This window comes from Corynebacterium sp. BD556 (assembly GCF_038452275.1).
GTDB classification, from domain to species: domain Bacteria; phylum Actinomycetota; class Actinomycetes; order Mycobacteriales; family Mycobacteriaceae; genus Corynebacterium; species Corynebacterium mayonis.
The window spans coordinates 2,267,738-2,285,798 of record NZ_CP141643.1; the positions used below are offsets into that span (position 1 = coordinate 2,267,738).

An 18,061-nucleotide genomic window follows, 5' to 3' on the forward strand; every position below is an offset into this window, starting at 1 on the left:
GCGCGGCAGTTTTTTGTTGCCGTTGTATTCTGATTTCCATGTGTGGAATCGTCGGATATGTAGGACAGCGACAGTCGCTCGACATCGCTGTGGAAGCGCTTCGCCGGATGGAGTACCGAGGGTATGACTCAGCGGGTATCGCCATCGCTGGAAACGGAGAGTTCTCCGTGGTCAAGCGCGCAGGAAAGCTTGCAAACCTGGACGACAAAATTGAGGAAGTCGGCCCCGATAAGCTCACGGGAAACACTGCCATCGGCCACACCCGCTGGGCTACACACGGCCGCCCGACCGATGAAAATGCCCACCCCCACGTCTCCTTCGACGGCAAAGTCGCCATCGTGCACAACGGCATCATCGAAAACTTCAGTGTGTTGCGCAAGGAAGTGGAATCAGAAGGCATCGAGTTCGCTTCCGAAACGGATTCCGAGACGGCCGCGCACTTGCTGGCTTTGGCCTATAACGGCGGCGAGACTGCCGGTGATTTCCGTGCCTCGGCACTGAAGGTGCTAAACCGCCTCGAAGGTGCGTTCACGTTGCTGTTCATGCACGCCGACCATCCGGGTCAAATCATTGCCGCCCGCCGCTCTACCCCGCTCATGATCGGGGTGGGAGATGGCGAGATGTTCCTCGGCTCTGACGTCGCCGCCTTCATTGAGCACACGAAGGATGCTATCGAGCTTGGACAGGACTCCGTGGTGGTCATTGATAAAGACAGCTACGAGGTCCTTAACTTCGACGGCTCCGAAGGCGAAGGCAAGCCATTTACCATTGATTGGGACTTGGAAGCCGCGGAAAAGGGCGGGTTCGACTCCTTCATGATGAAGGAGATCTTCGAGCAGCCTGGTGCGGTACGTGACACGCTTGCTGGTCACTGGGATGGTGAGCGTGTCGTGCTCGATGAAAACCACCTCACCAACGACGATTTGAAGTCCTTCGACCAGGTTTTCGTCGTCGCCTGCGGCTCCGCCTACCACTCTGGTTTAGCCGCGAAGTACGCCATAGAGCACTGGGTGCGCATCCCGGTGCAAATTGAGGTGGCCTCCGAGTTTCGCTACCGCGACCCGATTCTAGACGAGCGCACCCTCGTGTTGGCGATCTCGCAGTCCGGCGAGACTGCCGATACTCTCGAGGCGGTGCGCCACGCTAAAACCCAGGGTGCGAAGGTGTTGGCGGTGTGCAATACCAACGGCTCGCAGATTCCGCGTGAGTCCGACGCTGTGCTCTACACCCACGCCGGGCCGGAGATCGGTGTGGCCTCCACGAAGGCTTTCCTTGCCCAGGTTGCCGCGAACTACATCGTGGGTTTGGCCTTAGCGCAGGCCAAGGGTACGAAGTACCCGGATGAGATCAAGCAGATTTGGGAGGAACTTGAGGCCATCCCGGAGAAGATCGAACAGGTGCTCAAGGTCAAAGAACAGGTCGATTCCACCGCTGAAACGCTTGGTGCGGTCAAGACCATGCTCTTTTTGGGCCGCGGCGTCGGCTTCCCGATCGCCTTGGAAGGTGCCCTGAAGCTCAAGGAGTTGGCTTACATCCACGCCGAGGGTTTTCCTGCCGGCGAGCTCAAGCATGGCCCCATCGCCCTGATCGAGGATGGTCTGCCGGTGGTGGTCATCGTGCCGAGCCCGCGAGGGGTATCCCAGTTGCACTCCAAGATTGTGTCCAACATTCAGGAGATTCGCGCGCGTGGCGCGAAGACGATTGTGATCGCGGAAGACGGCGACACCGCCGTGGAGCCTTATGCGAACTGGCTGATTCGCATCCCGCAAACCCCCACTATTATGCAGCCGCTTTTGGCCACGGTTCCGCTTCAGTTCCTTTCTGCCGATATTGCCCGCGAAAACGGCAACGAGGACATTGACAAGCCACGCAACCTAGCCAAGTCGGTCACCGTGGAATAGTGGCTTTTTCGCCCGCGCAACCGCCTGCCCCGCCCACCGCCACGGGGCGGCGGTTTATTAATGGAAGGAGTGGGCGCATACCGTGCTGAGCGCTTTGTCTTTGGCCTTCATCGACTCGATTAACCTGTTGTTGATTGGTGTCATCGTTGCTGTCGGCATTGTTTTGCCGCGCAGCAGTGGGGCGCGAAAGAGCCGCTACGCGGCGACGGCCACGCTGCTTATTGTTGGTGACTGGCTTGGCGTGGCTAGTCTCGCCTTTGTCATGCTGGTCATCTTCGACGGGCTCGGATCGGTGGTGCAAAGCTTCGTCGAGGGCCCTTCCTTCGGCTATTTGCTCATCGTGGCGGGTGTTGTGATCGGTCTGCTTGCGTTTCGGGGTGGGGACAACTCGGCGTTGATTGACAAGATTATGCGGCCGCTTCGCAGCCCCGGGCCGCTGACGGTGCTTACGGGTTTCATTTTGGGTGTGGTTCAGTCAGCCACCTCGATTCCTTTCTATCTTGGTTTGGCGGTGCTTTCCGCCGCCGGTATTGATCCGGCGGTGCGCTATGCCTCCTTGGTGCTCTACGCTACGGTGGCGTTGAGCTTGCCTACCTTGAGCGCTTTTGTGGTCGGTTGGGTCCGCGCCCGCCCGGATAGTCTCGCCGGTCGCGCCTTCGAGTGGGCGCGGGCCAATCCGCGCACCACCACTTTGGCCGCCACGTGGGCGGTGACTGTGTTGCTTGTCGCGTTGGGTGTTGCGCACCTGCTCTAAAGTTAAGGCCCATGAATCTGCTGGAAACCCGAATTGACCTCGACGCTATCGCGCATAATGTGCGCACGATGAAGGCGCTGGTGGGCGACGCGCAGTTGATGTGTGTGGTGAAAGCTGACGCCTATAACCACGGTGTTGAACAGGTCGTGCCTGTGATGGAGGCTGCTGGTGCTGATTCATTCGCCGTGGCTACTTTCGCTGAGGCTGAAGTTGTGCAGGCTGTGAGCACCTTGCCCGTGCTTGCGTGGCTGTGGGTGCCGGGGCAGGTCGTCCCGGCGGGCATTGAGGTGGCGGCGCCGAGCATTGCGCACATTCGCGCGCTTGTCGACGCCTCCTTTACCGGCTGTGTCCACCTGAAAGCGGACACGGGCATGAACCGCGCCGGCATTGATGAGCAGGACTGGGATGAGGCTTGCGCATTGGCTGCAAAGGCGGGGCTTGATGTCGTTGGCGTGATGTCGCATTTGGCATGCGCCGATGATCCCTCCTCTGGGTTTACTGACACCCAGGTGGAGGCGTTTTGTCGGGCAGTGGACACGGCTCGATCCCACGGGCTGGTGGTGCAGCGCAACCACATAGCTAATTCCCCGGCAGCCTTGTCTCGGCCGCATCTGCGTTGTGATCAGGTGCGCACGGGTGTTGCCCTTTATGGCCTGGAACCGATCACTGGTGTGGATCATGGCTTGCGGCCCGCGATGAGTTGGGTGGCGCGGGTGTTGGCGGTTAAGCCGGTCGCGGCCGGTGAGGGGGTCAGCTATGGGTTGACCTGGACTGCGCCGGTGGACGGTTACACGGCGGTGGTCTCCGCGGGCTACGCCGATGGGGTGGCGCGCGCCTGGCAGGATCACTTGGATATAGGTGTGGGCGGGCAGCTCTACCCGCAGGTGGGCAGGGTGTGCATGGACCAAATTGTGATCTGGCTAGGTGCCAATGAGTTCGGTGTCGCTGCTGGTGATGAAGCTGTTATCTTCGGTCAAGGTGGCATCAGCGCGACTGAGTTGGCGCGCCGGGCGGGCACCATCAACTACGAGATTGTGTGTGCGCCGTCTGGGCGTACCGTTCGCACGTACATAACCGCAGGCAAGGAGAGGCAATGAGGGGAGCATTTGCGCAGGCGGGGCAGAGGGTTTGCCGCACCTCCCAGGACACCAAAGAGCTTGGTCGTGAGCTGGGGGAGGTGTTGCAGGCTGGGGATGTGGTCATTCTCGACGGCCCGCTGGGGGCTGGCAAAACCACGCTGACGCAGGGCATCGCGGGGGGAATGGACGTCAAGGGCCGAGTGACCAGCCCGACCTTCGTTATTGCCCGAGAGCATCGCCCCCGCGCGTCGGGCCCGGCGTTGGTGCATGTCGACGCTTACCGTCTTGTTGGGGAAGGTTCCTCCGGGGACCCTTTGGGCGAGCTTGACGCTCTCGATTTGGATACGGAGCTTCTCGACGCTGTTGTAGTCGCTGAGTGGGGCGGTGGTTTAGTGGAGCGGATCGCTGGATCTTACCTGGTGGTGAAGCTGGACCGAAAAACGTTGAACGAGGCGGACCCGAACTTAGAGGCGCGCATCATTTCCTGGCGCGTGGTTGGTTCCGCGAGCAGCGACTGAACCGTGGCGGTGTCGTGGCCGGGATGTAGGCTTGTGGTTTATGAAGTTGAACAACAAGCACCGTAGCTGGGTCGTTATCGCTGTCGTCGTGTGGCTTTTGGTTCTTGCCGCGTTGATTTTCTTGCCGCTGTCCAAGTCGGCCACAGGCACGCTGGCGAAGGGGCCGACGACGTTGGAGCAGGCGCTGGTTCATAGCCGCCCCAGCGACTCGGAGGCCACCGCGGGTGAGCTGATTGATCTGTCCCGGATCTACGACGCCGAGCAGTACCAGGGGTTTATCACGTTGTGCCCGGACGAGCCGCAAGATCTTAGCGAGATCAAAATTGAACAGCTCGGGCTGGATCGGGACAAGCTCCACCTCGACGACGAGACGGGCTACATGGTTTTGCTGTCCCAGACCGAGACTGAGTCGGGTTTGGACAAGGTCAACTTGAACAGTGTCAACATCTGCAATCAGCTCATGGAGCAGCCGCTGCTGCTGCAGGGTCCGCTGCCGTTTTACTTTGATGGCACCACCTGGCAGTTGGGCGCGAAGCCGAATGAAAACGCGCTGATGGGGGCCAGCTTCCAGTGATAGTTCTCGCCCTCGACACGGCCACCACGGACCTGGTCGTGGGCGTGGTCGACACTGTCTCGGGAGACACGCTGGAAGAAAGCAGCGTGGCCACGCGTGCGCACAACGAACAGCTTGTGCCCACGGTGCGCTCTCTGCTTGGCGCCGCCGGCCTTGCCTTTGCGGACGTCGGCGCCATCGTCGTCGGCTGCGGGCCCGGCCCGTTTACCGGGTTGCGTGTCGGGATGGCAACGGCCTCCGCTTTCGGTCAGGCGTTGGGGATTGCGGTCCACGGCGCGGTCACCCATGACGCAGTGGCTCACGCGTTGGGCGCGCAAACCTGCCTGGTGGTCACTGATGCGCGCCGTCGCGAGGTGTACTGGGCGCGCTACCGCGAAGGTGTGCGTGAGCTAGGCCCGGATGTCTGCGCGCCCGCCGATGTGCCTGCAGGGCGGGTGGCGGTAGCGAGCGTGCCCGAAACGTTGCGCGGAAAGACCGCTTTCGATGCGGCAACTGTGCTCTACCAGGCGCCGACTGCGGCGGGGCTTGTTGCGGTAGCTGATCTTGGTGCCGCGCCCGCGCCGCTGACACCGCTTTACCTGCGCCGGCCTGATGCGGTGCCTCCCGCTGCGAAGCCGAAGTCGCCGGCGATTCCGGATGTGGACCTGGCATGAAAATACGCGAGCTGTCATCTTCGGACGCGGTCCGTGTGGCGGAGATTGAGCAGGTGCTTTTTAAAGGCGACGGCCCCTGGTCCCGTGAAGTTTTCGTCACCCAGTTCGCTCAGCCTTACACTTTCTATGTCGGCGCTTTCGACGAGAAGGGCACCTTACTGGGGTACGCGGGTGTGGCCATGCTTGGGCCGAAAAGTGATCCGGAGTTTGAGGTGCATACCATCGGTGTGGACCCTGTCCACCAGGGCAAAGGCGTGGGTCGGGCGCTGCTGGGTCAGTTGGTCTACGCAGCGGATTTGCTCGACGGGCCGATGTTTTTGGAGGTCCGTACCGATAATGTTGCCGCTATTGCCATGTATGAGACTTTCGGTTTTGTGCCCACCGGGGTGCGCAAAAACTACTATCAGCCTTCCGGGGCGGACGCCTACTCGATGATGCGTCCGCGCAAAAGTGAAAGGCTTAGTGAGGAGACAACATGATTGTCTTGGGCATTGAATCCTCCTGCGACGAAACGGGCGTGGGTGTGGTGCGGCTGGATTCGGACGGTTCGATGGAGGTACTCGCGGATGCGGTGGCGTCGTCGATGCAGCAGCACGCCCGATTTGGCGGGGTCGTGCCGGAGATCGCGTCGCGGGCCCACCTAGAATCCATGCCGCAGGTGATGGAGGAGGCGTTGCGTGAGGCGGGCGTCGACAAGCCTGATGCTGTCGCCGCAACGATCGGCCCGGGCCTGGCGGGTGCGCTGCTAGTTGGTGCTTCGGCGGCGAAGGCCTATGCCGCGGCGTGGGGGGTGCCTTTCTACGGTGTCAATCACCTGGGTGGGCACGTTGCCGTAGCGAATCTTGATGATGACCGCGAATTGCCGCACTCGATCGCCTTGCTTGTCTCCGGCGGGCACACACAGCTACTGGAAGTCGACGCGGTGGGCAAGCCGATGCGGGAATTGGGCTCTACCCTTGACGATGCCGCCGGCGAAGCCTACGACAAAGTTTCACGCCTGCTGGGGTTGGGCTATCCGGGCGGGCCGGTTGTGGACAAGTTTGCGCAGAAGGGAAACCCTTCGGCTATCGATTTTCCGCGGGGGCTAAGCAAGGCCGAGGACCTGCGCGGTGAGCACCGCTATGATTTTTCTTTTTCCGGGCTGAAAACCGCTGTCGCGCGCTACGTGGAGAAGGCGGAAGCCGACGGGCGAGTGATTTCGGTGGAGGATGTGTGCGCTTCTTTCCAAGAAGCCGTTTGCGATGTGCTGACTAAGAAAGCAATGTTGGCTTGCGCGGACACGGGCGCGCGGACGCTGCTTTTAGGTGGGGGTGTTGCGGCGAATTCGCGGTTGCGTGAGCTGGCTGCGAAGCGTTGCGCGGACAATGGCATTGAGCTGCGTATCCCACGGTTTTCCCTGTGCACCGATAACGGTGTGATGATCGCGGCGTTGGCTGCCCAGCTAATCCACGAGGGTGCACAGGGGTCCGATTTGGCCGCCGCGACGAACCCTTCGTTGGAGGTGGAGGTTCCCCTGGTTTAGCGTTTGTTGCCGCTCGCGCTGCCAAGTGGGGCAAAACAGGTTAGTTTTAATCCAGAATTGTCTTCTTCACGGAAAGATGCTGGACATCATGAACGACGCCGCCTCGTTAAACCACACTCCGATTGTGACCACCCATCCGGAACAGGCAGATAAGGAACGCTTCGGTTTCTTGGTCAACCCCGATTTGAGCTACCGCCGGATCGTGTTCGACATGGACACTGCCCACAAGTTCCTGGGCTCGCTTGTCGACGACTTCGTTGACGTTGCCTTCGAGCAGGAGGGCAATCGCTTCCACGCGATCTTTAACCCGAACGCTGGTAAGGAAGGCATGGAGCCGAACCCGGTGGCTTCGCTGGCCCGCAATACTGCCGATACTGCAAATCCGGAGTTTCTCACCGATCCGAGCCGGGCGATTTGCGGCCCGGTCATTTTCGCTGCCAAGGAGGGGAAAAGCGTTGATGAGTCGACCATTTCCTCGGTGGAGCAGGCGATCCGTGCGGTGCGTAACTATCGTGAGGATGCGGAGGATGAGTACCAGCTGTGGCGCAACGCGGTGATTAACCGTGCTGCGGATCAGGCCTAGACTAAACACCTCTGCGGAGGTTGGGGGCGTGTTGAGAGTTAGCACTCGTGGGGGTAGAGTGCTAACAGGTTGTTAAGAGCTCAGTTGTTCACCCGCGACGACGGCTGTGCCCACTTAAAGACCTTTATCTCTGCTGATACTTGAAGCTTTAAGGCTCAACACACGAAAGGTTGTCGATCATGGCAAACGTCAACATCAAGCCGCTCGAAGACAAAGTTCTCGTCCAGATCGCCGAGGCCGAAACCACCACCGCCTCCGGCCTGGTAATCCCGGATTCCGCAGCAGAAAAGCCCCAGGAAGCCGTCGTCATTGCCGTCGGCCCGGGCCGCCTCGACGATCAGGGCAACCGCATCGCCATCGACGTCAAGGAAGGCGACACTGTGGTGTTTTCTAAGTACGGCGGCACCGAGCTGAAGTACAACGGCGAGGAGTACCTGCTCCTGTCTGCCCGCGACCTGCTGGCCGTCGTCGAAAAGTAATAAAGGGGGCATAGCCACCAATGGCAAAACTCATTGCATTTGACCAGGAAGCTCGCGAGGGCATCCAACGTGGCGTGGACACCCTCGCCGACGCCGTTAAGGTCACCCTCGGCCCCCGCGGCCGCAACGTGGTCCTGTCTAAGGCGTGGGGCGGGCCGACTGTCACCAACGACGGCGTGACCATCGCCCGCGACATCGATCTTGAGGATCCTTTCGAAAACCTCGGTGCGCAGCTTGTGAAGTCCGTGGCCGTCAAGACCAACGACATCGCCGGTGATGGCACCACCACCGCGACCCTTCTGGCCCAGGCGCTCGTCGCCGAAGGTCTGCGCAACGTCGCCGCCGGCGCTAACCCGGTAGCTTTGAACCACGGCATCCGCGCTGCAGCCGAGAAGGTTGTCGAAGAACTGATAAACCGCGCCACCCCGGTGTCGTCCTCTACCGAGATCGCCAACGTGGCCACCGTGTCCTCTCGCGACCCGGAAGTCGGCGCGATGGTTGCCGGCGCCATGGACAAGGTGGGCAAAGACGGTGTACTCACCGTCGAGGAATCCCAGTCGATCGAGTCCTACGTGGACATTACCGAGGGTATTTCCTTTGACAAGGGTTTCCTTTCCCCCTACTTCATGACGGACCCAGAAGCCGGCCAGGCCGTGTTGGAGGACGCCCGCGTGCTCCTGGTACGCAACAAGATCTCCTCCCTGCCGGACTTCCTGCCCCTTTTGGAGCAGGTCGCCAACGACTCCGTACCGTTGCTGATCATTGCGGAAGACGTCGACGGCGAGCCGCTGCAGACCCTGGTGGTCAACTCGATCCGCAAGTCGATCAAGGTTGTCGCCGTGAAGTCGCCCTACTTCGGTGAGCGCCGCAAGGCATTCATGGACGACCTGGCGGTTGTCACTAACGCCACCGTCATCGACCCGGAGGTTGGCATCAACCTCAAAGACGCTACCCTTGAGCACCTCGGTTCCGCCCGCCGCATTAGCGTGACGAAGGACGACACCGTCATCGTCGACGGTGCGGGCACCGCCGAGGCCGTTGAGGAGCGCCGTGCGCAGATCCGGCGCGACATCGAGGCCACCGACTCGACCTGGGACAAGGAAAAGATGGAGGAGCGCCTCGCTAAGCTCTCCGGAGGAGTTGCTGTGCTGCGCGTCGGCGCCGCCACCGAAACCGAGGTCAACGAGCGCAAACTGCGCGTCGAAGACGCCATCAACGCCGCGCGCGCCGCAGCCCAAGAAGGCATCATCGCTGGCGGCGGTTCCGCCCTGGTGCAGATTGCCAAAGAGCTTGTAGGCTACGCCGAGCAGTTCCAGGGCGAGGAGAAAACCGGTGTGCTCGCCGTTTCCCGCGCACTGGTCAAGCCAGCTTTCTGGATCGCCGAAAACGCTGGACTCGACGGCTCCGTTGTGGTGTCCAAGATTGCCGAGCTGGGCAACGGTGAAGGTTTTAACGCCGCCACGCTTGAGTACGGCAACCTCCTTGAGCAGGGCATCATCGACCCTGTCAAGGTCACTCACTCCGCTGTAGTCAACGCGGCCTCCGTGGCTCGCATGGTGCTAACCACCGAAGCTTCCGTTGTGACGAAGCCGGAGGAGGACAGCACCCAGCACTCCCACGGTCACGCCCACTAGGTATCCCCTCAACAACCCTGGCCGCAGCGCAGTCGCGCCGCAGCCAGGGTTGTGGTGTTTTTCAACCCACAGCGCTAGCGGGAGGAGGCCGCCGAAGCGGCAACCTTCATACCGTGGGAGCCGCCGCGCAGCACTGCCTGGCGCTCGGATTCGCTCATGCCACCCCAAATGCCGTAAGGCTCCGCCGCCCTCAGCGCGTGGTCGCGGCACTGGGTGAGTACCGGACAGGAGTAACAGATGGCCTTGGCGCGGTTTTCACGCTGGGTCCGAGCGCGTCCGCGCTCCCCGTCCGGGTGGTAGAAAACCTCGGAGGCTTCGCCGCGGCACGCGCCGCGCAGTTGCCAATCCCAAAAGTCCGCGTTCGGTCCCGGAAGCAGGTGGGGTTGTGACATGAAAAGTGGCTCCTTGTTCACGAAAACTACAACTGGGGATCATCCTGGCCGGAAGGACATTCCTTCCGGCTCCCGCTGACGAATACTTGCGAAAGATGGTTAACGGTAGGTGTCGCCTCGGTGACGGCGAGTTGGAAAGAGGGCTTTGCGCTGGAAGAAAAACGCCCCCACCTGCGGTTTAGGGCCAAGGTTAAACCTCGGTGAACTTCTTGTTTGACCCTGCCTCCTGCGGAAATGTCCGTCTTTAAGCGCTGCTCGTTGTGTATCGTTAGGCCGCGAGGCGTAGACTTATTCGTCGATTACTGTGTTGACGCAAGCGTTTCCATTTCCCGCTCACCCGCGCGTGGAAGCTAGGCGAAAAGTATCCAGCGACGACACCACACTGCGGGCGAGAGTGGAGGAGGCCAAGCGATGTCTACATCCGAGCTAGATTCCACTCTCGCTTCCCTCGTCCCCCGCGCTGCCGAGGGCGATCAGCGCGCCCTCCAGGAAATTATCCGGCTGATTCACACGCCGGTGCTGCGCTACGCACGCGCCCGCATCGGCGGAGGGCGCACCCCCACCGCCGAGGACGTGGCGCAGGAGATCTGTCTTGCGGTGGCCACCTCCATTGAGCGTTACGTGGACACGGGGCGGCCCTTCATGGCGTTTGTTTATGGCATCGCGTTTAACAAGGTTGCCGACGCTCACCGCGCGATGGCCCGCGACAAGCTAAGCCCCACAGAGGAGGTGCCCGACGAGGAGTTTAGCGGCGGAACGCCCGAGGACTTGGCGCTGCTGAGCGATGAAAGTAACAGAGTGAGAGGACTTCTCGATGTACTGAGTGAAAAGGCCAGGAACATTCTCATCCTGAGGGTATTCGTGGGGTTGTCAGCGGAGGAAACAGCGGAAATTGTGGGTGGCACCGCGGGAGCCGTGCGTGTCGCTCAGCACCGCGCTCTAGCCACCCTCCGCAAGGCCGTGGAAGAAGGGAAATAGCATGAACCGTCGTTCTCACGAGGGCGAGCCCCGGGATGCCTTTCCGTACCTGCAGCCGGTTGTCGACGATGATGCGTTCCTGACCGCCCTGTCACGCGGCGAGGATCCTTCCGGTGGGGAAGATGAGCTGGCTTCGTTGCTTTTGCGGTTGCGTGAAGACGTGGAGCGTCCGCTGCCGCAGCCGCCGGAGGTTGCTGGAGTGGTAGGTGCAGGCTCCGGTGTCGCCTCTCTTGATGAGGCCCGTTTGCGCCGCCGCGTAAGCCCCTGGACCTCTGGTGTGATTGGTGCTGCTGCGGCGACCGTTGCCGTTGTCGGCACTGGTGCCGCGCTTTACGGCGCGACCCCGGGATCGCCGCTGTGGGGTGTTTCCACCGCGGTGTTCGGTGAGCGTGAGACGGTGGTGGAGCTGGCTTCTACTCTGGATAACTTGGAGGCGGCGAACGCCTCTGGCGACGAGGACACGGCTCGTCAGCTTCTGGAGCAGGCGCGTGTGCTTGTCGATTCGATGCAAAAGGAGCAGCCGCGGAGCAACACTTTGACGCAGACGACGGTTGAGACAACCTCTGTCACTGTGCCGGGGTCGAGCGAGGTGAGGCACAAACCTGACGCGGAGACGGGCGCCGCGTTGACATCTGCGCGCAAGCCGCTGCCTACCCGGGAGGTGACCACCACGACCGAGGTCGCTACCGTGACTGAGGTTATGACTGTGACGGTCACCGTCACGCCCAGTGCGCAGCCGTCGACGCCGAAATCTTCGGGAGCGAGCCCGGAGCCGAGCTCAACCTCGGTGGCCAATTCGCGCACCGACCTGTTAACCGGGGAGCCGACCCCCCGCAGCATCCCGGAGGATAACGGGCCGCAGGTGCAGATGAACAGCTCCCACGGCTAAGGGCTGCTGACATTTAGCGGCCGGCAGGGGCGTGGCCGCAGTTTTAGGCCCTGGTTTATTTCGGCGCTTCGAGCCCGTCGAGGTAGCCGCAGGCGTAGTCCCAAGGAACGTAAGCGTCGATGTTGGGCTGGGCGCTCGGTTCATGTACGGGGGGCAGCTCACCGCGCAGGGTGGCGATCATGTTGCCCTCCATGATCTCCCAGTTGTAGTAGTGGACCTGCTCGCAGTCCTCGCACATGAAGTAGATGCCGAGGATGCCGCGGGGGCCGAGCATGGCCTTGAATTCGCGGACTTGGGCGAGATCGCGGATGACGTCGATGCGCTCCTCGGGTGACAAGGGCTCGACGACCTCATCATCCTCGATGAAGGATGCCGGGTCATTGGGGTCGTCCGCGAACGGGTCGAGGGGCATCATGTCGTCATAGTTCACAACAAGACACCATATTGCGGCTGCGTGGCAGTAGCAATTCCCCTCCAGTAGTGGAGCTGTAGGAGAATTTGGTGCCCCGTTATATCATGTTTGAAACAGGCAGGGCTACATAACGCGCGAAGGAGTTGCACTTTTTATGGCACTTGAAGATGTCACCAATCGGGTTGCGACGGGCGGAGATGACCCGAATAAAATTGCCCTGCGGGGTCTGACCTTTGACGATGTGCTTCTGCTCCCCGCAGAATCGCACATTGTTCCGGGTGAGGTGGACACCTCCTCCCAATTCACCCGCAACATCCGCTTGTCCATGCCTATCGCCTCCGCTGCCATGGACACTGTCACCGAGTCGCGCATGGCTATTGCCATGGCGCGCCAAGGCGGTATCGGCGTGCTGCACCGTAACCTGAGCGCTCTGGACCAGGCAGAGCAGGTCGACCTGGTGAAGCGTTCCGAATCCGGCATGATTTCCAACCCGGTTACCGCCTCGCCGGACATGACGATCGCCGACGTCGACGAGCTATGCGCCCGCTTCCGCATCTCTGGCCTGCCGGTAGTTGATGCTGATGGCACCCTGGTGGGAATCATCACCAACCGTGACATGCGCTTCGAGCGCGACTTCAACCGCCGCGTCACCGAAGTCATGACAGCTATGCCACTGGTTATCGCCCGTGACGGTGTAAGCAAAGAAGATGCTCTTAGCCTGCTGAGCGCGAACAAGGTGGAAAAGCTGCCGATTGTCGACGCGAACAACAAGCTCACCGGCCTGATTACCGTCAAGGACTTCGTAAAATCCGAGCAGTACCCGAACGCCTCCAAGGACAACCAGGGACGCCTGCTGGTCGCCGCGGGTGTCGGCACCGGCGACGATTCCTATGAGCGCGCCGGCCTTCTTGTTGAGGCCGGTGTTGATGCCCTCGTGGTCGACTCCGCCCACGCCCACAACAACCGCGTGCTTGAGATGGTGAGTCGGGTGAAGAAGGACTTCGGCGACCGCGTCGACGTTATCGGCGGCAACCTGGCCACCAGAGAGGCCGCTAAAGCCATGGTGGAAGCTGGGGCGGACGCGATCAAGGTGGGTATCGGACCAGGTTCGATTTGCACCACCCGCGTTGTGGCCGGCGTGGGAGCCCCCCAGATCACCGCGATCCTTGAGGCTAGTGTGCCGGCTAAGGCCGCTGGTGTTCCGGTCATCGCGGATGGTGGCATGCAGCACTCCGGTGACGTCGCCAAGGCTTTGGCGGCTGGTGCATCGACCGTCATGCTCGGCTCCATGCTTGCCGGCACGAAGGAAGCCCCAGGCGAGATAGTGGTCGTTGGCGGCAAGCAGTACAAGCGCTACCGCGGCATGGGGTCCATGGGTGCGATGCAGGGACGTGGCCTGACCGGAGAGAAGCGTTCCTTTTCCAAGGACCGTTACTTCCAGGCCGAAGTGTCCAGCGAGGACAAGCTGGTGCCGGAGGGAATCGAAGGGCGGGTGCCTTTCCGCGGCGAGATCGATTCGCTTACCCACCAGATCATCGGTGGTGTGCGTGCGGCGATGGGCTACACTGGCTCGTCTTCCATCGAGGAGCTGCAAAAGCGCCAGTTCGTCCAGATTACGGCGGCCGGTTTGCGCGAGTCCCACCCGCACGACATCGAGCAGACCGTCGAAGCACCGAACTACCGCAGCTAACCGGAAGGGGCACTGCTTTTATGCGCGAATACGTCGAAATCGGGATTGGCCGCGAAGCGCGTCGAGCATTTCGGCTTGACGACGTCTCCGTGGTCCCCGTGCGTCGCACCCGTTCCTCCTCGGACGTGGACACGAGCTGGAACTTCGACGCTTACTCCTTCGATTTTCCGGTGATCTCCCACCCGACGGACGCCCTGGCCAGCCCGGAGTTCGCCATTGAGATGGGTCGACTCGGTGGGCTCGGAGTGATCGACGCGGAGGGTGTGCTCGGCCGCCACGCCAACTACCGGGAGGCGATCGCCCAGGTCGCCGGGATCGGTGCGGTAGAAGAAGAAGATTTCGCCCACATGGACGAGATGCTCAACTCCCGCGCATCGGCGACACGTATTTTGCAGAAGTTGCATTCCGCCCCCATCGACTTCGATCTGCTTGGCGAGCGCATCGCCACAGTGCGCGACGCCGGGGTGACCGTCGGTGTCCGTGTCTCCCCGCAACACGCCCGCGAGGTCGCGCCGAAGGTCGTGCAAGCCGGCGCTGAGATTTTGTTCATCCAAGGCACGTTGATTTCGGCGGAGCACGTCCGAAGCGGCGGGGAGGCACTGAACCTAAAGGAGTTCATCGGTTCTTTGGAGGTGCCGGTGATCGCCGGAGGTGTCTATGACTACACCACCGCCACCCACCTGATGCGCTCCGGGGCCGCGGGCATTATCGTCGGCTCAGGCGACACGACCAGCAGCAAGACGTTGGGCATTGGCATGCCGATGGCCACCGCCATTGCTGATGTCGCGGCTGCGCGCCGCGAGTATTTAGACGAGACTGGCGGGCGCTACGTTCACGTCATCGCAGACGGTGAGATCGAAAACAGCGGGGACATCGCCAAAGCAATCGCCTGCGGGGCGGACGCCGTCATGGTGGGCCGCCCTTTGGCCGCCGCCGAGGAAGCCGCGGGCCACGGGGTGTATTGGGAGGCTGCGGCGGCGCACCCGCGCTTCCCGCGCGGTTCGGTTGTGCCCACGGGTTACCTGGGTGAGCGCGAACCGTTGGATGTCATCCTCAACGGCCCGGCGACGGACCCTTACGGGACGATGAATCTTGTGGGTGGGTTGCGCCGTGCCATGGCCAAGTGCGGCTACACGGAGCTGAAGTCTTTCCAGAAAGTGGGGTTGGCGATGCGTCGCTAAGCGGGCACGTCGTTTCGCCGTCACAAGGCCTGGGCCCCGCTAGGGCACCGGGCCTTGTGTGCGTTAAGCTTTGGGGCGTGACTTATGCCCAACCTCGCCCGGTACTCGTCGTCGATTTCGGCGCCCAGTACGCGCAGCTTATCGCCCGTCGCGTGCGCGAAGCACGTATCTATTCCGAGGTCGTGCCTTCGACGATCACTGCCGCCGAAATCCGCGAGAAGAACCCGGCGGCGCTGGTGCTCTCCGGCGGACCTGCCTCGGTTTATGCCGAGGGTGCGCCGCACCTCGACGAGGGCGTCTTCGAGCTTGACCTGCCGATCTTTGGCATCTGCTACGGATTCCAGTTCATGACCCAGGCCCTTGGCGGCACCGTGGAGGAAACCGGTGCCCGCGAGTACGGTCGCACGACCATGACCAGTGCGTCGGGCGTGCTTCATGAGGGGTTGCCGCAGCAGCACCCAGTGTGGATGAGCCACGGCGATTCGGTCACCCGCGCCCCGGAGGGCTTTGAGGTCACCGCTTCGACCCCCGGCGCGCCTGTCGCCGCCTTTGAAAACACCGCTCGGCGCCTCGCGGGTGTCCAGTACCACCCGGAAGTTATGCACTCCCCGCATGGCCAGCAGGTGCTGACCCGCTTCCTCACCGAGATCGCTGGGCTGGAGCAGACTTGGACGGCCTCCAACATTGCGGAGCAGCTCATTGAGCAGGTGCGCCAGCAAGTTGGCGCCAACGGCCGGGCCATTTGTGGTCTGTCGGGAGGTGTCGATTCCGCCGTGGCGGCGGCTTTAGTTCAGCGCGCTATTGGTGACCGTTTAACCTGCGTTTTCGTTGACCACGGCTTGCTTCGCCAGGGGGAACGAGAGCAGGTAGAAACCGATTTCGTTGCCGCGACCGGCGCGAAGCTGGTCACTGTGGACGAGCGTCAAGCCTTTTTGGATAAGTTGGCTGGGGTCAGCGAGCCGGAGGCGAAGCGCAAGGCTATCGGCGCGGAGTTTATCCGTTCCTTTGAGCGCGCCGTCGCTGAGGTTCTCTCGGACCACCAGGTGGATTTTTTGGTGCAGGGCACTTTGTACCCGGATGTGGTTGAGTCCGGTGGGGGCAGCGGTACCGCAAACATCAAGAGCCACCATAACGTGGGCGGGCTTCCGGACGATGTGGAGTTCACCCTCGTCGAGCCGCTGCGCCTGCTGTTTAAAGATGAGGTCCGCGCCGTGGGGCGCGAGTTGGGCCTGCCGGAGGTCATTGTCAACCGCCAGCCTTTCCCGGGCCCGGGCCTGGGTATCCGCATCGTTGGCGAGGTCACGCAGGAGCGTTTGGAGACGCTGCGCGCCGCTGACGCCATCGCCCGCGAGGAGCTCACTCGCGCCGGCCTTGACGAGCAGATCTGGCAGTGCCCCGTCGTCTTGCTTGCCGACGTCCGCTCTGTCGGCGTCCAGGGAGACGGGCGGACCTACGGCCATCCGATCGTGTTGCGTCCCGTCGCCTCGGAGGATGCGATGACGGCCGACTGGGTGCGCGTGCCCTATGAGGTCCTGGAGATAATTTCCACCCGCATCACCAACGAGGTCGCTGAGGTCAACCGCGTCGTGTTGGACGTGACCTCGAAGCCGCCGGGAACTATCGAGTGGGAATAGACACGGCCCAGGTTTAGGCGGCGTCTCGCACGGTGATACTGCCGATGCCGACGTGCGCGTTGAGGCGCAGGGTTCGACCTTCGGCATCGTCGTTGATCACCGGGGGGCAGTCTTCTGTGCCTACGCCGACGTCGCACGTCATTTCCACCCGCACATTTTTCGGCGCGATGATCTCCACGGTGCCGATGCCGTGGTCGATGGTGACTTCCCGCGATTCCTTGAGCGGTTCAAGTTCGCTCAGGTCGATCCGGGTGGTGCCGACGGAGGAGTCGTAGGTGTCCTCCAAATGGTCGCTGACATTGATGTGCATATTGGAGTTCTCTGTGTTGACGGAGAACCAAGGTACGCCGAGGGTGAAAGCTGCGGCAGCCACGGAAAGCGCGACAGCAAGCGGAATTAAGCCGATGAGTATCCAGCGCAGCGGGTTGGCTCGTGTGCGTGGTTGTTCTTGGGCCGGTGCTTCCGGTGGCTCCGGGAGGTGCCACAGTCCGGGCGCAGCCCCCAGCGGGTCCCAGCTAGGTGGCGTCGGGGCAGTTTGGGCGGGGTGCTCGTAGCCTTCGGGGACGGTGAGGTTGGAGGTGTCGAGACGCAGGGCCGTGCCTTGCGGTTGAGTCGAAGCCGGTGTGTGTTCTTGTTCTTGGCCCAGGTCGGCGGGGCGGGGGAGCAGACCTTCCGGTGCAACGGGACGCGCGCGGTGCAGCAGGTAGATGGCCGTAGCGCCAGCCACGACAGTGACCACCCAGCTCGCGGCCCAACTGCCGTCGCCCGCGGCGATCGAGGGCAGGAAGATAAAAAGGCCAACGAGAAGCGCCCAGCCGGTGTTGCGCTGGTCTTTTTCTACCTGTGTGAGGCGATCATTGGGCATATTGATGGCCCGCCACGGGGAGACGGTTGTGCCAAACAGTGGCATGTTGAGCCAGAAAAGCAGGTAGAGGAAGATCCCGCCACCGAAGGTAAAAGCCAGCGCCACGAAGGCGATGCGCACGATGAGGGGGTCGATGCTGTAGCGCGCGCCAATGCCTTCGCACACGCCGGCGAGCATGGCGTTGCCGCCTTGTTTGGAGGGAATCCGGGGTGGGCGGGTGGCCCACAGTTGCTTGAGGGTGTCGTTGAAAGTGGGCTCGGGGTGCTGGATCGGTTTGTTGGTGTTCATGCTTCAAGTCTTTCGCACAGCTTGGCCATGCACCA

General features: G+C 61.9%; 19 protein-coding genes. 16 read left to right on the plus strand and 3 right to left on the minus strand.

Annotated features, from left to right (window positions below; genetic code table 11):
- The first annotated feature begins 38 nt into the window (after positions 1 to 38).
- The 11 genes from glmS to groL all read left to right on the plus strand — a co-directional run bounded on the left by glmS (position 39) and on the right by groL (position 9,697).
- A complete protein-coding gene (glmS, locus tag VLL26_RS10710; protein WP_342319054.1) occupies positions 39 to 1,901 on the plus strand; it encodes a glutamine--fructose-6-phosphate transaminase (isomerizing) in 1,863 nt (620 codons plus the stop codon).
- 82 nt (positions 1,902 to 1,983) lie between these two features.
- Positions 1,984 to 2,655 carry a hypothetical protein gene (locus VLL26_RS10715; RefSeq protein WP_342319055.1) on the plus strand — a complete coding sequence of 224 codons (672 nt, stop codon included), beginning with the start codon at positions 1,984 to 1,986 and terminating at the stop codon, positions 2,653 to 2,655.
- 11 nt (positions 2,656 to 2,666) lie between these two features.
- Positions 2,667 to 3,752, plus strand: a complete 1,086-nt coding sequence (alr, locus tag VLL26_RS10720) for an alanine racemase (RefSeq protein ID WP_342319056.1) — start codon at positions 2,667 to 2,669, stop codon at positions 3,750 to 3,752.
- Positions 3,749 to 4,252, plus strand: a complete 504-nt coding sequence (gene tsaE, locus VLL26_RS10725) for a tRNA (adenosine(37)-N6)-threonylcarbamoyltransferase complex ATPase subunit type 1 TsaE (protein ID WP_342319057.1) — start codon at positions 3,749 to 3,751, stop codon at positions 4,250 to 4,252. The genes alr and tsaE overlap by 4 nt, the downstream gene beginning before the upstream one ends.
- A gap of 40 nt (positions 4,253 to 4,292) precedes the next feature.
- A complete protein-coding gene (locus VLL26_RS10730) occupies positions 4,293 to 4,826 on the plus strand; it encodes a hypothetical protein (protein WP_342319058.1) in 534 nt (177 codons plus the stop codon).
- On the plus strand, positions 4,823 to 5,479 hold the full coding sequence (tsaB, locus tag VLL26_RS10735) for a tRNA (adenosine(37)-N6)-threonylcarbamoyltransferase complex dimerization subunit type 1 TsaB (protein WP_342319059.1): 657 nt from the start codon (positions 4,823 to 4,825) through the stop codon (positions 5,477 to 5,479). Before VLL26_RS10730 ends, tsaB begins: the two co-directional genes overlap by 4 nt.
- A complete protein-coding gene (gene rimI / locus VLL26_RS10740) occupies positions 5,476 to 5,958 on the plus strand; it encodes a ribosomal protein S18-alanine N-acetyltransferase (RefSeq protein ID WP_342319060.1) in 483 nt (160 codons plus the stop codon). Before tsaB ends, rimI begins: the two co-directional genes overlap by 4 nt.
- Positions 5,955 to 7,001, plus strand: coding sequence for a tRNA (adenosine(37)-N6)-threonylcarbamoyltransferase complex transferase subunit TsaD (tsaD, locus tag VLL26_RS10745; RefSeq protein ID WP_342319061.1), 1,047 nt, complete (start codon positions 5,955 to 5,957; stop codon positions 6,999 to 7,001). The genes rimI and tsaD overlap by 4 nt, the downstream gene beginning before the upstream one ends.
- 88 nt (positions 7,002 to 7,089) lie before the next feature.
- Positions 7,090 to 7,584: a hypothetical protein gene (locus VLL26_RS10750; protein WP_342319062.1), complete on the plus strand. Its 495-nt coding sequence runs from the start codon at positions 7,090 to 7,092 to the stop codon at positions 7,582 to 7,584.
- A gap of 179 nt (positions 7,585 to 7,763) precedes the next feature.
- Complete coding sequence (gene groES / locus VLL26_RS10755; RefSeq protein WP_342319063.1) at positions 7,764 to 8,063, plus strand: co-chaperone GroES; 300 nt, start codon at positions 7,764 to 7,766, stop codon at positions 8,061 to 8,063.
- Positions 8,064 to 8,083: 20 nt separating this feature from the next.
- Entirely contained in the window at positions 8,084 to 9,697 is a 1,614-nt protein-coding gene (gene groL, locus VLL26_RS10760) for a chaperonin GroEL (RefSeq protein ID WP_342319064.1), read from the plus strand.
- Between the two features lie 74 nt (positions 9,698 to 9,771).
- Here the strand turns inward: groL and VLL26_RS10765 are convergent, their stop codons facing one another.
- Positions 9,772 to 10,089 (minus strand): WhiB family transcriptional regulator, encoded by a 318-nt coding sequence (locus VLL26_RS10765; protein WP_342319065.1) that lies wholly within the window; start codon positions 10,087 to 10,089, stop codon positions 9,772 to 9,774.
- A 411-nt stretch (positions 10,090 to 10,500) separates the two neighbouring features.
- Here VLL26_RS10765 and VLL26_RS10770 point away from each other — a divergent pair, with 411 nt between their 5' ends.
- Entirely contained in the window at positions 10,501 to 11,067 is a 567-nt protein-coding gene (locus tag VLL26_RS10770) for a sigma-70 family RNA polymerase sigma factor (RefSeq protein WP_342319066.1), read from the plus strand.
- A gap of 1 nt (position 11,068) precedes the next feature.
- Positions 11,069 to 11,956: a hypothetical protein gene (locus tag VLL26_RS10775; RefSeq protein WP_342319067.1), complete on the plus strand. Its 888-nt coding sequence runs from the start codon at positions 11,069 to 11,071 to the stop codon at positions 11,954 to 11,956.
- A gap of 55 nt (positions 11,957 to 12,011) precedes the next feature.
- Here VLL26_RS10775 and VLL26_RS10780 read toward each other — a convergent pair whose 3' ends face one another.
- A complete protein-coding gene (locus tag VLL26_RS10780; protein ID WP_342320204.1) occupies positions 12,012 to 12,371 on the minus strand; it encodes a DUF5319 domain-containing protein in 360 nt (119 codons plus the stop codon).
- A gap of 151 nt (positions 12,372 to 12,522) precedes the next feature.
- Between VLL26_RS10780 and guaB the strand changes: the two genes are divergently transcribed.
- The 3 genes from guaB to guaA all read left to right on the plus strand — a co-directional run bounded on the left by guaB (position 12,523) and on the right by guaA (position 16,873).
- Positions 12,523 to 14,058 (plus strand): IMP dehydrogenase, encoded by a 1,536-nt coding sequence (gene guaB / locus VLL26_RS10785; protein ID WP_342319068.1) that lies wholly within the window; start codon positions 12,523 to 12,525, stop codon positions 14,056 to 14,058.
- Between the two features lie 20 nt (positions 14,059 to 14,078).
- Entirely contained in the window at positions 14,079 to 15,239 is a 1,161-nt protein-coding gene (locus VLL26_RS10790) for a GuaB3 family IMP dehydrogenase-related protein (RefSeq protein ID WP_342319069.1), read from the plus strand.
- Between the two features lie 77 nt (positions 15,240 to 15,316).
- Entirely contained in the window at positions 15,317 to 16,873 is a 1,557-nt protein-coding gene (gene guaA / locus VLL26_RS10795) for a glutamine-hydrolyzing GMP synthase (RefSeq protein ID WP_342319070.1), read from the plus strand.
- Between the two features lie 13 nt (positions 16,874 to 16,886).
- Here the strand turns inward: guaA and VLL26_RS10800 are convergent, their stop codons facing one another.
- A complete protein-coding gene (locus VLL26_RS10800) occupies positions 16,887 to 18,026 on the minus strand; it encodes a PspC domain-containing protein (RefSeq protein ID WP_342319071.1) in 1,140 nt (379 codons plus the stop codon).
- Positions 18,027 to 18,061: the final 35 nt, after the last annotated feature.

What these genes read in the sequence shown, in the direction of transcription:
- glmS (WP_342319054.1), top strand. Translation starts at nt 39, where the DNA reads ATGTGTGGAATCGTCGGATATGTAGGACAGCGACAGTCGCTCGACATC.
- alr (WP_342319056.1), top strand. Translation starts at nt 2,667, where the DNA reads ATGAATCTGCTGGAAACCCGAATTGACCTCGACGCTATCGCGCATAAT.
- tsaE (WP_342319057.1), top strand. Translation starts at nt 3,749, where the DNA reads ATGAGGGGAGCATTTGCGCAGGCGGGGCAGAGGGTTTGCCGCACCTCC.
- VLL26_RS10730 (WP_342319058.1), top strand. Translation starts at nt 4,293, where the DNA reads ATGAAGTTGAACAACAAGCACCGTAGCTGGGTCGTTATCGCTGTCGTC.
- rimI (WP_342319060.1), top strand. Translation starts at nt 5,476, where the DNA reads ATGAAAATACGCGAGCTGTCATCTTCGGACGCGGTCCGTGTGGCGGAG.
- tsaD (WP_342319061.1), top strand. Translation starts at nt 5,955, where the DNA reads ATGATTGTCTTGGGCATTGAATCCTCCTGCGACGAAACGGGCGTGGGT.
- VLL26_RS10750 (WP_342319062.1), top strand. Translation starts at nt 7,090, where the DNA reads ATGAACGACGCCGCCTCGTTAAACCACACTCCGATTGTGACCACCCAT.
- groES (WP_342319063.1), top strand. Translation starts at nt 7,764, where the DNA reads ATGGCAAACGTCAACATCAAGCCGCTCGAAGACAAAGTTCTCGTCCAG.
- groL (WP_342319064.1), top strand. Translation starts at nt 8,084, where the DNA reads ATGGCAAAACTCATTGCATTTGACCAGGAAGCTCGCGAGGGCATCCAA.
- VLL26_RS10765 (WP_342319065.1), bottom strand. Translation starts at nt 10,089, where the DNA reads ATGTCACAACCCCACCTGCTTCCGGGACCGAACGCGGACTTTTGGGAT.
- VLL26_RS10770 (WP_342319066.1), top strand. Translation starts at nt 10,501, where the DNA reads ATGTCTACATCCGAGCTAGATTCCACTCTCGCTTCCCTCGTCCCCCGC.
- VLL26_RS10775 (WP_342319067.1), top strand. Translation starts at nt 11,069, where the DNA reads ATGAACCGTCGTTCTCACGAGGGCGAGCCCCGGGATGCCTTTCCGTAC.
- VLL26_RS10780 (WP_342320204.1), bottom strand. Translation starts at nt 12,371, where the DNA reads ATGATGCCCCTCGACCCGTTCGCGGACGACCCCAATGACCCGGCATCC.
- guaB (WP_342319068.1), top strand. Translation starts at nt 12,523, where the DNA reads ATGGCACTTGAAGATGTCACCAATCGGGTTGCGACGGGCGGAGATGAC.
- VLL26_RS10790 (WP_342319069.1), top strand. Translation starts at nt 14,079, where the DNA reads ATGCGCGAATACGTCGAAATCGGGATTGGCCGCGAAGCGCGTCGAGCA.
- VLL26_RS10800 (WP_342319071.1), bottom strand. Translation starts at nt 18,026, where the DNA reads ATGAACACCAACAAACCGATCCAGCACCCCGAGCCCACTTTCAACGAC.